Origin of the sequence: Staphylococcus sp. HMSC068G11, assembly GCF_001815825.1 — a bacterium.
Classification (GTDB): Bacteria; Bacillota; Bacilli; order Staphylococcales; family Staphylococcaceae; genus Staphylococcus; species Staphylococcus epidermidis.
In genome coordinates this window covers 119,170-132,108 of record NZ_KV822100.1, presented here as the reverse complement: position 1 = coordinate 132,108, position 12,939 = coordinate 119,170, and the positions used below count along the sequence as shown (strand labels likewise).

At 31.6% G+C, this 12,939-nt stretch carries 12 protein-coding genes; 7 read left to right on the top strand and 5 right to left on the bottom strand.

Features of this window, described 5'->3' with window-relative positions; all coding sequences use genetic code 11:
* Window positions 1-61: 61 nt before the first annotated feature.
* From serA to HMPREF3058_RS10990, 3 genes are all read right to left on the bottom strand, one after another.
* Entirely contained in the window at window positions 62-1,657 is a 1,596-nt protein-coding gene (gene serA, locus HMPREF3058_RS11000) for a phosphoglycerate dehydrogenase (protein WP_002491785.1), read from the bottom strand.
* Entirely contained in the window at window positions 1,647-2,810 is a 1,164-nt protein-coding gene (locus tag HMPREF3058_RS10995; protein WP_002491764.1) for a pyridoxal-phosphate-dependent aminotransferase family protein, read from the bottom strand. The genes serA and HMPREF3058_RS10995 overlap by 11 nt, the downstream gene beginning before the upstream one ends.
* Window positions 2,811-2,936: 126 nt before the next feature.
* Window positions 2,937-3,377, bottom strand: a complete 441-nt coding sequence (locus HMPREF3058_RS10990) for an SACOL1771 family peroxiredoxin (protein WP_002474967.1) — start codon at window positions 3,375-3,377, stop codon at window positions 2,937-2,939.
* Window positions 3,378-3,454: 77 nt separating this feature from the next.
* Here HMPREF3058_RS10990 and HMPREF3058_RS10985 point away from each other — a divergent pair, with 77 nt between their 5' ends.
* Window positions 3,455-4,201 (top strand): glycerophosphodiester phosphodiesterase, encoded by a 747-nt coding sequence (locus HMPREF3058_RS10985; RefSeq protein ID WP_002491759.1) that lies wholly within the window; start codon window positions 3,455-3,457, stop codon window positions 4,199-4,201.
* A 270-nt stretch (window positions 4,202-4,471) separates the two neighbouring features.
* On the opposite strand, the gene rpsD is transcribed toward HMPREF3058_RS10985, so the two are convergent.
* Together rpsD and HMPREF3058_RS10975 are read right to left on the bottom strand one after the other, a co-directional pair.
* Complete coding sequence (gene rpsD / locus HMPREF3058_RS10980; protein WP_001830798.1) at window positions 4,472-5,074, bottom strand: 30S ribosomal protein S4; 603 nt, start codon at window positions 5,072-5,074, stop codon at window positions 4,472-4,474.
* A gap of 220 nt (window positions 5,075-5,294) precedes the next feature.
* Window positions 5,295-5,765 (bottom strand): GAF domain-containing protein, encoded by a 471-nt coding sequence (locus HMPREF3058_RS10975; protein ID WP_002491800.1) that lies wholly within the window; start codon window positions 5,763-5,765, stop codon window positions 5,295-5,297.
* A 134-nt stretch (window positions 5,766-5,899) separates the two neighbouring features.
* On the opposite strand from HMPREF3058_RS10975, the gene ezrA reads away from it, so the two are divergent.
* The 6 genes from ezrA to HMPREF3058_RS10945 all read left to right on the top strand — a co-directional run bounded on the left by ezrA (window position 5,900) and on the right by HMPREF3058_RS10945 (window position 12,901).
* A complete protein-coding gene (ezrA, locus tag HMPREF3058_RS10970; protein ID WP_002491826.1) occupies window positions 5,900-7,594 on the top strand; it encodes a septation ring formation regulator EzrA in 1,695 nt (564 codons plus the stop codon).
* 329 nt (window positions 7,595-7,923) lie between these two features.
* On the top strand, window positions 7,924-9,063 hold the full coding sequence (locus tag HMPREF3058_RS10965; protein WP_002486750.1) for a cysteine desulfurase family protein: 1,140 nt from the start codon (window positions 7,924-7,926) through the stop codon (window positions 9,061-9,063).
* Window positions 9,063-10,286, top strand: a complete 1,224-nt coding sequence (gene thiI, locus HMPREF3058_RS10960) for a tRNA uracil 4-sulfurtransferase ThiI (protein ID WP_002491821.1) — start codon at window positions 9,063-9,065, stop codon at window positions 10,284-10,286. Before HMPREF3058_RS10965 ends, thiI begins: the two co-directional genes overlap by 1 nt.
* Before the next feature lie 39 nt (window positions 10,287-10,325).
* A complete protein-coding gene (locus HMPREF3058_RS10955) occupies window positions 10,326-11,090 on the top strand; it encodes a sulfite exporter TauE/SafE family protein (protein ID WP_002491768.1) in 765 nt (254 codons plus the stop codon).
* Between the two features lie 240 nt (window positions 11,091-11,330).
* Window positions 11,331-11,825, top strand: a complete 495-nt coding sequence (gene tpx / locus HMPREF3058_RS10950) for a thiol peroxidase (RefSeq protein ID WP_002446674.1) — start codon at window positions 11,331-11,333, stop codon at window positions 11,823-11,825.
* A gap of 128 nt (window positions 11,826-11,953) precedes the next feature.
* Window positions 11,954-12,901, top strand: coding sequence for a class I SAM-dependent methyltransferase (locus HMPREF3058_RS10945; protein WP_002491772.1), 948 nt, complete (start codon window positions 11,954-11,956; stop codon window positions 12,899-12,901).
* The last annotated feature ends 38 nt before the right edge of the window (window positions 12,902-12,939 follow it).

Below are 12,939 nucleotides of genomic sequence, written 5' to 3'. Positions count from 1 at the left end.
TTGTATATTAATTTCAATCTGAGGCATTTTTATTGGTTTATAAAAAGACGAAAGTAATTAATTAAATTGTTAACTTAGTGCTAATAATTTTGTTAAATCCGCTTGTTTCATTTAAAATTTTTATAACTTCCTCACTTGCTTGTTGATCAATAGAAAGAATCATTAAAGCATCTCCACCTGCATCGTTACGGCCTAAAGTCATTGACGCAATATTAATTCCGTGACTTCCCAATAGGTTTCCTGTTTGGCCTACTATACCAGGTTTGTCTTTATGGCATGTCACTAATTGATATTGGTTAGGTTTAAAATCAAGTGAGTAATCATTAATACGTACTATTCTTGGCCCAAAACCTGCGAATACCGTTGCGCCAATTTTAATTTTATCCTGATCATTAACTAGTTCTAGCTCAATGTAACTACTAAAGCCAGAATGTTTCTTTTGTTTTTCTATATTATAGGTGACACCCTGTTGGTTAAGTATTGCTAATGCATTAATAATATTGACTTCATTACCTAAATCTTCTTTCAAGATGTTCGTTATAATTGTTCTTGTAATTAAACTAGTGTCATTTTGAGCTAAGTCACCAGCATATTTAACTTTAATTTCACTTGGAGCACCATCGAGGAGCTGAATAGCTAACTCACCAATAGTTGTACTTAAACCTATAAAGCTTTGCGTTGTTTCATCAACTTTACTTAAATCCATTTTTGGAGCATTCACGGCATGCTCCACATTCCCTTTAGTTAGAATTTCAATTATTTCTTCAGATACAGAGACTGCAACCTTCTCTTGGGCTTCTACAGTTGAGGCGCCAAGATGCGGTGTGACGATAATTTTATCATGTTGAATGAGGGGAGAATCAGTAGGAGGTTCATGTTCAAATACGTCAATAGCTGCACGATCTATTAAGTTATTATCCAATGCTTCAATAAGTGCAGTTTCATCTATAATCCCCCCTCTGGCAACATTTATGATTTGTAAATTTTGTTTAGCTTTATTAAAGAAAGATGATCCAACAATTCCTCGAGTTTTAGGTGTTAATGGCGTGTGAACTGTTACAAAGTCAGATTTTTCGGCAATTTCATCAACAGTTGCAATTTGAATATCTAATGACTTCGCTTTATCTTCTGTCAAATAAGGATCGAAAGCTAAAATTTTCATACCGAAACTCTGAGCACGTTTAGCGACACCCAAACCAATCCTACCAGCACCGATAATACCTAACGTTTTGCCATAAAGTTCAACACCTCTAAATGCTTTACGGTTCCATTCTTTGTTACGTAAAGATTGGTGTGCTTGAGGAATATTTCGTGCCATTGCTAGCAACATGGCTACTGAATGTTCTGTAGCAGAAATTGTATTACCATCGGGAGCATTAATTACTAGAATACCTTTTAAAGTCGCTGCTTCTATATTAATATTATCCACGCCTACACCAGCTCTTGCAATGACTTTCAAATTTGTTGCAGCGTTAATAATTCGCTCTGTTACTTGGGTTTGACTTCGTACGATAAGAGCTTCATATGTTGAAATCATATTTACTAAATCATTCTCAGATAAATCTGTTTGTACATCTACTTCAAATTCCGGATGTTTTAAAATACTTTGTAAACCATCCTCAGAAATTGGGTCTGATACTAATATTTTATGACTCATGTCCAATAACCTCCATAAATTGAGTTATCCCTTTTCCAATATAATTGACATTTCTATTAGAAGTTAAAATGATTTCCAATGCAGACACGACTGCTAAAATATCAAAAGGAGATATTTTTCCCATGTGACCAATTCTCAAAATTTGTCCTTTTAAGTGACCTTGTCCTCCAGCAATAGTTATATTGAATTGAGATTTAAGTTGATTTTTAATGATATAAAGTTCTTCTTGATTTTTTGGAACAAATGAGGTTACAGTAGGTGAGGCATGAGCATCATCTTTTACTAATAATTCTAATTCAAGTGCTTTTAGTGCCGTTCTTAAGGCATCCCGTATTTTAAAATGGCGTGAAATAACGTGATTTAATCCTTCTTTTTTTACAAGTTCTACATAAGCATTTATTCCTCTAAATAGACCAACATTAGGCGTGAAGGGCGTTGAATTTTGCTCTTGTGATTTGATGTATTTATTTAAATCTAAATAGAATCTTGGTGTTTCTACATCAGCAAATCGTTTTTTTGCTCTATCACTATAAGCAACAAATGCTAGACCTGGTGGTAGCATGATAGCTTTTTGACTTCCCGAAACTAATACATCGATTTTATCTTTTGTTAAATCAACATCCACTGCACCGATACAACTTACACCATCAACAATAAAATATAAGGAATTATCAAAAGCTTTAAGTGCATGACCTAATTGGTGAACTGGATGTATGACACCAGTAGACGTTTCACAAAATTGAGTGAATACTGCAGTGACTGGTACATTTAATTGCTTTAAATAATTAATAAAGTCATCAACTACTACAGCTTCACCCCAGTTAACATCATATACATGTACATGATTATAATAAGTTTGTGCGATTTGTTTAAAGCGATTTCCGAATGCACCAGAAACAATTATCACAATATGATCCTCAGGATTTGCAATGTTAAGCATACTTGCTTCTAATACGCTAGTGCCACTAGATGTAAGAATAAGTACTTCGTTTTTGCTACCAAATACTGGCTTTAAACCTTTAAATGCTTCACTAGCAATTTCCTCAAAGTCAGTAGAACGATGACCTACCATTGGTAATTGTACGGCACTCAAGATTTGTTCCGGTACAGGAGTTGGTCCAGGTGTTAATAATAAAGGTTGGTAATACTGCATTGTACATTCCTCCCACAATAAGATTTATTTATTTTAGCAAAAATTCTGAATATTTAAAACCCTTATTAAATAGCTATCACATAATTAAAACGTTTACATGTTTAAAATTTGTGATAGCTATATGATTTATATTAAATTAGGCTCAATTGAAATAATGACATTATTCCGTATTGCATTAGATATCATGCAATTTTTATCTGCAATCACTAATAATTTATCTAAAATACTTTTAAGCTTTTCTGTTTGAGAAGAGGGCACTTCAATTGAGGGATAATGTGTAATACGTTCCATTTTAAATTTTTTATTTTCAAATGAGGCTGTACCTATTGACTGTTGATTAATTTTTACATTAGTAAAACCACTCTTTTCTAGTGTTGCAGCGAGTGAAATAATGTAACAAGATGATGCTGCACTTACTAGTAATTCATCTGGATTTGTGCCTTTTCCTTTGCCACCGAGTGAAGAGGGGATGGATATATTTTCATTGATAATATCTCCTCGAAGTTTACCTACTTCTTCACGTCCACCTAGCCACTCAGTTTTAACTTTAAAATCATGTCTAACCATATGAATTGACCTCCAATTTAATTATGGTAATTTAAGTTTAGGGCAAATTAAATAAGTTTAAAAGAAAGGTGACTTTGATGAAAATTCGACGTCCAAATCAACATTTCCAAATCGTAGCGCATAGAGGATTACCTGAAGATTATCCTGAAAATACTTTAATCGCTTATCGACATGCACTCATGTTACATATAGATATGTTGGAAATTGATGTACATTACACAAAAGATAAAGAGCTTGTCGTTATACATGATGATACTATCGATCGTACGTCAAATGGTAAAGGCAAGGTTTCTGACTTTACTTTAAAAGAATTAAAAGCATTAGATTTTGGTTTCTATAAAGGAGAGAAATTTAAAGGGGAGAGTATACCGACTTTTGATGAAGTGTTAGATTTAGCAGATAACTTTTCGCAAAAATTATTAATAGAAATAAAAAAGCCTAGTCAGTATCCAAATATTGAAAATATGATTGTTGATAAATTGAAGGAAAGACAAATATCTAAATCTAAAGCGATTTTACAATCATTCGATTTTGATTGTGTAAAAAAATTGTCGGCAATGAATTTAGATTATGAATTAGGTTTATTAATTAGTAAGAAAAAATATTGGCACAAGTTACCGAATTTCAAAAAAATTGCCAAAGTTGCTGATTATGCAAATCCAAATTATCAAATTGTTTCGCAAAAATTTATGCAACTTGCTCATGATGAAGAGTTAAAAGTATTACCTTATACTGTAAATAAATTAAAAGAATCACAAAAATTAGTAGATATTGGTGTTGACGGTATTATTTCCGATGTACCTGAAGATTTATTCGAGCTATAAGTATGAGAGAAAATGTAAGTATAGAACGCGAAGTTCAATACGTACAATCAAAACTTGCTTCAAAAAATAATAAATAAAAGCGTATTTTCAATTAAGTTGAGTATTGATCATTGTTAATAAAAACTGGAATATTAATTAATATCCCAGTTTTTATTAAACAAAATGCATTATACATTTAAATATTTGAAAACTAAAACAGGATAGAAATTTTTACATAAAATAAAACACCCAAATCCAAAATTGGAATTGGGTGTAAAAAGTAGAAATCGATTATCTTGAGTAGTACTCAACGATTAATTGTTCATTGATTTCAGCTGGTAACTCGCTACGTTCAGGGAATCGAACGAAAGTACCTTTTAAGTTGTCAGCATCAAAGTCTAAATATTCTGGTACGAAGTTGTTAATTTCAACAGATTCTTTAATAATATCTAAGTTTTGTGATTTTTCACGAACTGTAATCACTTGACCAGGTTTTAATGAGTAAGATGGGATATCTACACGTCCACCATCTACTTCAATGTGACCGTGGTTTACTAATTGACGTGCTTGACGACGTGTACGAGCTAAACCTAATGAATAAACAACTGCGTCTAAACGACTAGCAAGTAATATCATGAAGTTTTCACCGTGTACACCATATTGCTTACCAGCAATATCAAATGTGTTACGGAATTGTCTTTCAGTCATTCCATATAAGTAACGTAATTTTTGTTTTTCACGTAATTGTAAACCATATTCTGATAATTTTTTACGTTGGTTAGGACCATGTTGTCCTGGTGCGTATGGTCGTTTTTCTAATTCTTTACCAGTACCGCTTAATGAGATACCTAAACGACGAGATTTTTTCCAGTTTGAACCTCTGAATCGAGCCATGTGAGACTCCTCCTTTTTCTTTTTTGTTGTTATGAAAAAACAAAAAAGAGTGTTACATGCTTATCGAGATATATTGTTTTATGTGTCTTCACCTTATAGCGACAGTTACGCGACACGTCCACATTGGGAACAACATAGAGCTAGATAATATATAACTGCTATTTTCGTTAATTCACACAAAGCTTATTTTATCATTTTAAAAGAAAGTGTCAAGATTATTTTAAATTTGATTGAGTTGTTTTTCTAAAGTTTTTACAATAGATTCAAGTCCTTCTTGATCTTCTTGTGAAAATCTATTTTTTATAGGAGCGTCAATATCTAATACGCCGATAATCTGGCCGTTTTGATGTAATGGAATAACAATTTCTGATTGACTATTTGCGTCACAAGCTATATGACCAGGGAATTGATGGACGTCTTTAACACGTTGTATTTCACCAGATGAAACGGCAGTGCCGCAAACCCCTTTGCCGATAGCAATATGTACACAAGCAGGATGGCCTTGAAATGGTCCAAGAATAAGCTCCTTATTTTCAATAAGGTAAAAACCTACCCAATTAATATGATCAATTGTATCGTTAAGAAGAGCAGAAGTATTGCTTAATATTGCAATTAAATTCTTTTCATCTTCGATTAAACTAGCAAGTTGTTTTGATATCAGTTTATAATTTGTTGGAATATTCATTGTCATCGTCATACCTCGTTACTACAATTTTTAATTTAGTATAAGCTTTTAAAAATAATCTATCAATTAATTGATTTTGTGATTTAACGACGCACAAAATTACGTTATAATGTAAGATGATAAAATAGGAGGAGAAGTATATGGTGTTATTTATCATATTAGCAATATTAGTAGTTATTTTAATTGCTATTGGCGTATTGTTTTATATGCGCTCAAACAAAAGAAATTTAATTGAAAAAACAGAAGAGCGTAAGAACGAAATTGAACAATTACCTTTAGATGATAACCTAAGAAAACTTACTGGTTTAAATTTAAAAGGTGAAACAAAGACTAAGTATGATGCAATGAAAAAAGACAACACAGAAACTACAAATAAATACTTAGCTCCAGTAGAAGAAAAAATTCAAAATGCTGAAGAGTTTTTAGAGAAATTTAAATTCACAGCAGCACAAACTGAAATTGATGATGCTCACGAATTAATGGATCAATACGAAGAGAATTATCAGCATCAAGTAACTCAAGTGGACGACATTATAAACTTACATAAAGAAAATGAAGCATTGTATGAAAAGTGTAAAGTTGACTATCGTGAAATGAAACGTGATGTATTAGCAAATCGTCATCAATTTGGTGAAGCAGCTGAACCACTTGAAAATGAAATCGAAAATTATGAGCCTAAGTTAAATGAATATGAGAGTTTAAAAAGTGAAGGTAACTATGTTCAAGCCCATAATCACATTGCTGCTTTAAAGGATCAAATTAAAAATTTAAAATTTTATATGGATGAAATTCCAGAATTAATTCGAGAAACTCAAAAAGAATTACCAGGACAGTTTCAAGATTTAAAATATGGATGCAGAGACTTAAAGGTTGAAGGCTATGATTTAGATCATGTCAAAGTCGATGGTACAATACAAAGTCTTAAGACAGAATTAAGTTTTGTTGAACCAATGATTAGTCGATTAGAATTAGATGAAGCTAATAATAAACTTGAAAATATTAATGATAAATTAGATGAAATGTATGATCTTATTGAATATGAAGTAAAAGCCAAAAATGAAGTTGAAGAAACAAAAGATATCATTACTGATGACTTATTTAAGGCCAAAGATATGAACTATACATTACAAACCGAAATTGAATATGTTCGTGAAAATTACTATATTAATGAATCAGATGCTCAAAGTGTAAGACAATTTGAAAATGAAATTCAAAGTCTCATCTCAGTTTATGATGATATTTTAAAAGAAACTTCTAAATCTGCGGTACGTTATAGTGAAGTACAAGATAATTTACAGTACCTTGAAGATCATGTATCTGTAATTAACAAAGAACAAGATAAACTTCAAAATCATCTCATTCAATTACGCGAAGATGAAGCTGAAGCAGAAGATAATTTATTAAGAGTACAATCTAAGAAAGAAGAAGTATACCGACGTTTATTAGCTTCTAATTTAACTAGCGTTCCAGAACGTTTCATTATCATGAAAAATGAAATTGATAATGAAGTAAGAGAAGTAAATGATCAATTTAGCGAACGTCCAATTCATGTTAAACAACTAAAGGATAAAGTAGCAAAAATTGTTATTCAAATGAATACATTTGAAGATGAAGCTAACGATGTACTTGTAAATGCTGTATACGCAGAAAAGCTTATCCAATATGGTAATAGATATCGTAAGGACCATCATCATGTTGATAAAAGCTTAAATGAAGCAGAACGACTATTTAAAAATAACCGATATAAACGTGCGATAGAGATAGCCGAAGAAGCATTAGAAAGTGTTGAACCTGGTATTACCAAACATATTGAAGAGCAAGTGATTAAAGAATAGTAATTTGTGTATAAATATTATACAAGTGTGAGTTAAATCTACATGAGATTTACTATCTTATTTTAATCATAATTGATAGAGTCAAAGATTAGTATAAGTGTAAATTTCTGCAGTCATCGACTCTCCATGCATCGGAATTACCTGAGACAATAATGAATGTCTCAGGTTTTTTAGTGTTCTATTAGTAGTGAATTAAAATTCATGGTCACACTCTTTTAATTTTGTGAGAAAATAGTATAATGCTTGAGTATCTTAATTTGTAAATTTATAGTGAAGCAATTCATTTTTAAAACAAGATTTAATTAAAATTTGAAAGAGAAGTGATATCAGTGATTTATTTAGACAATGCAGCCACTACCAAAGCTGATCAAGATGTTGTTGATTCATTCGTAAAAGTGAATCAAACATTATACTTCAATCCAAATAGTCCTCATCATGCAGGGGTTCAAGCCGAACAATTATTATTGAAAGCAAAAAGTGAAATCAATCGTATATTAAGCTTAAATAATCAGTTTGATATCATTTTCACAAGTGGCGCAACTGAATCGAATAATATACTGCTAAAAGGTATTGCGTATATGAAAAAAGAAACTGCTAATGAGATTATCACATCAGTCTTAGAACATCCCTCAGTTTTGGAAGTAATGAGGTATTTGGAAAGGGAAAAAGGTTTTAAATTAAAATATGTTGATGTGACAAAAGAAGGTAAGTTGGACACAGAACACTTAAAATTATTAATGACAGATAAAGTAGGACTTGTGACATGTATGTATGTCAATAATATTATGGGACAAATTCAACCTATTGAAGAAATAGCAAATATTGTAAAAAATTACCCACGTGCACACTTTCATGTTGATGCAGTCCAGGCTTTAGGTAAGGTACCTATGCAGATCAATCATGTTGATAGTTTAAGCTTAAGCGGTCACAAGTTTAATGGACTCAAAGGTCAAGGTCTATTACTTTTAAAAAATATTCAAAACATAGAACCTATTGTCCATGGTGGTGGACAAGAATATGGTTTACGAAGTGGTACAGTTAATTTACCAATGGCTATTTCTATGGTTAGAGCTATAAAGAATGCTGTTGATCAAACAAAAGAGCTTAATTTACGTTTAAGCAATTATAAAAATAAATTACTTTCATTTTTAGCAGAATACAAAAATGTATTTATCAACTCTCCTCAAAATGCATCACCCCACATTATAAATATAGGATTTCCAGGTGTTAAGGGTGAGGTACTTGTTAATGCTTTTTCCAAACAAAACGTAATGGTTTCAACTACAAGTGCTTGTTCTTCTAAGATGAATAAATTAAATGAGGTTTTACTTGCTATGGAAATTACAGAGTCAAAAATAGAAGGTAGTATAAGAATTTCTTTAGGGGCACATACGACTGAAAACGATATATTAAGTTTTATGAATGCATTTGAAACTGTATATAAGGAAATTAAGGAGTTGTTAAAGTAATGCAATTTGATCATTTATTAGTTAGATATGGAGAACTTACGCTTAAAGGTACGAATAGAAAAATGTTTGTTAATCAACTTAAAGACAATGTGAAACGCGCACTTATTCCATTGCGTGGTTATCATGTCAAAGGAAAGAGGGATAGAATGTACATAGAATTATCCCCTGAAGCAGACATAAATGAAATCATTCAACGCGTATCTAAAGTTTATGGTATAAAGTCAATCAGTCCAGTCATAAAAATTGATAAAAATGAAGAGAAAATAAATCAATCAGCGATACAGTTATCTCAAGACTTTGTAAAAGGTTCAACTTTTAAGGTAGATGTAAAACGAGTTGATAAGTCATTTCGATTGGATACGTATGAATTGCAACGTCAAGTAGGTGGAGCAATACTAAAAGAAAATAATAATATAACAGTGAATGTTAAAAATCCTGACTATGAAATTAAAATAGAAGTAAGAATGGATGCTATTTATATTTATGAAAAAGTAATCGCTGGTGCAGGTGGACTGCCAGTCGGTACAGGAGGTAAGACATTACTTATGTTAAGTGGTGGTATTGATTCTCCTGTAGCAGGAATAGAAGTAATGAAACGTGGCGTAACTGTTGAAGCAATACATTTTCATAGTCCACCATTTACGAGTGAAAAAGCTAAAGATAAAGTTATCGAATTAACAAGAATTTTAGCGGAACGTGTTGGTCCTATTAAGCTGCATCTCGTACCATTTACAGAAATACAAAAGCAAATTAATAAAGTTGTACATCCTCGTTATACAATGACTTCTACAAGAAGAATGATGATGCGTATATCTGATAAAGTTGTACATCAAATAAATGCTAATGCCATCGTAAATGGAGAGAATCTTGGTCAAGTAGCAAGTCAGACACTAAAGAGTATGTACGCTATTAATCATGTCACAGCTACACCTGTTTTAAGACCTCTATTAACGTTAGATAAAGAAGACATTATTAAGAAAGCAAAAGAACTCGGTACATTTGAAACATCTATTCAACCTTATGAAGATTGTTGTACAATATTTACTCCGAAAAATCCTGTAACTGAACCGGATTTTGACAAAGTAGTAAAATATGAAAGTGTATTTAATTTTGATGAAATGATAGAAAATGCAGTTGAAAATATTGAAACATTAACAATAGATCAAAATTATAAGAGTGCGAAAGAACAATCTACAGATTCATTGATTAAAGATTTATTCTAAAATTCGTAATGTAATAAAAACAAAGGGGTTAGGCTTAGTATGGATTGGAATTTATCGATTATGTTGATGATTGTTGCCTTTGGTTTTATCGCTTCATTCGTCGACTCTGTAGTTGGTGGGGGTGGACTAATTTCAACCCCTGCATTACTTGCAGTTGGCTTGCCACCATCTGTTGCTTTAGGTACAAATAAATTTGCGAGTTCTTTTAGTACATTAACAAGTGCATTAAAATTTTTACGTTCAGGTAAAGTTGACTTGAAAATAGTAGGAAAGATGTTTCCATTAATATTTGTTGCTTCCGGTGGTGGTGCTATCATTGCGACATACATACCAGCAAATATTTTAAAACCACTAATCATTATAGCACTGTCATTAGTTCTTATTTATACCATCATACAAAAAGATTGGGGAAATGTAAGAACATTTACCGATTTTACTTTTACAAAAGCAGTATTATTTACATTAATATTTATTGTTATTGGATTTTATGATGGTTTTTTAGGTGGTGGTACGGGCTCCTTTATGCTATTTACACTTTTATTATTTGGCTTTGACTTTTTAAGCGCAGCTGGTAATGCAAAGGTTTTAAATTTTGCATCTAATTGTGGTGCGTTATTATTTTTCATGATTTTAGGTCAGGTCAATTATTTTTATGGTATTATTATGGCTTTTAGCATGATGATAGGTGCTTTGTTAGGTGCTCAATTTGCCTTGAAAAAAGGGGTAAGGTATGTAAAAGCTTTATTTATAGTAGTTACTGCAATATTAATTATAAAAAATCTCTACGATTTTATTGTGCAGTAAATAATTGTTAGATTAAGAGGTTCAAATGAAATTGTAGACAAACTTTAAATGAGTGTGTATTGCTTATCTTGTCGAGTTAATGTTTGCAAATTTGTTTGGCCTCTTTTATTACTATATTACAAACAACGATTTTTTTTGGAAAGGTTTTCATTTTTTAATAGATAATGGCTAAAAAAATTGAAAATCATACGTTCTTTGTCGTATCATTATAATTAACTAAGTTGATAGGAGGTCGTTACGATGACTCAAATTACATTTAAAAATAATCCCATTAAATTATCAGGTTCTGAGGTTAATGAAGGTGATATCGCACCAAATTTCACAGTTCTTGATAATAGTTTGAATCAAATTACTTTAGATGATTATAAAAACAAGAAGAAATTAATTAGTGTTATACCATCTATTGATACAGGAGTATGTGATAGTCAAACTCGAAAGTTTAATGAAGAAGCTTCAGCTGAAGATGGCGTAGTTTTAACGATATCAGTAGATTTACCTTTCGCCCAAAAAAGATGGTGTGCATCAAGCGGATTAGAAAATGTAATTACTTTAAGTGACCATAAAGATTTATCTTTTGGTCGAAATTATGGACTTGTAATGGATGAATTACGCTTACTTGCACGTTCGGTATTTGTGTTAAACGAAAACAATAAAGTAGTATATAAGGAAATTGTCAGTGAAGGTACGAATTACCCTGATTTTGAAGCCGCATTAAAAGCATATAGAAATATTTAGTCATATTGAACTATTGACAGTAAAAAGTTTTAGTGTCCATACTTGTTCGAGTAGTAAATTAATTATTTAGAGTTAATTCATACTATCAATCACGGATGGACACTTTTTTAAATAGAAAGGGATATTTTATGTCTGAAGAAAACACTATAATGGAACGTCTATTTCATACATTAGACGATAAAGCTAAAGCCTTAAACAAAGAAAATGGACAAAGTTTTATCGAAAATTTAGGGCTAGCTATGGAAGATATATATACAAACCAAAGAGAACTTTTAGAGCAAGCAACGCTTCAAGATAGAAGGAAAGCTTTTCAATTTGCATATTTAAGTTTATTACAAGAAGAAAATATTCAAGCTAATCATCAGATTACGCCTGATTCTATTGGACTCATTCTCGGTTTTCTTGTTCAACGCTTTTTAGAACATAAAGAGGAAATGCACATTGTAGATATTGCAAGTGGGGCAGGTCATCTAAGTGCAGCAGTGAAAGAAGTACTTTCTGATAAAACAATTATGCACCATCTGATAGAGGTCGATCCAGTGCTATCACGTGTAAGTGTGCATTTGGCCAATTTTTTAGAGATACCATTTGACGTTTATCCTCAAGATGCGATTATGCCATTACCATTGGAAGAGGCAGATGTCGTGATTGGAGATTTCCCAATAGGATACTATCCTTTAGATGAACGTAGTAGAGAAATGAAGTTAGGCTTCGAAGAGGGACACAGTTATTCCCATCATCTGTTAATCGAACAATCTATTAATGCGCTAAAAGGGGCAGGTTATGCATTTTTAGTTGTTCCTAGTCATCTCTTTGAAGATGATAAAGTGAAACAGTTGGAAAATTTCATTGCTACAGAGACTGAGATGCAAGCATTTTTAAATTTACCTAAAACTTTATTTAAAAATGAAAAAGCACGTAAATCTATATTGATTTTACAAAAGAAAAAATCAGGAAAAACTCGACCAGTTGAAGTCTTATTAGCAAATATCCCTGATTTTAAAAATCCTCAACAATTTCAAGGTTTCATTTCTGAATTGAATCAGTGGATAGTCACAAATCATACAAAAAAATAGTCTGTAACAATATAGTATTCAAACTGTGTTAATGATAA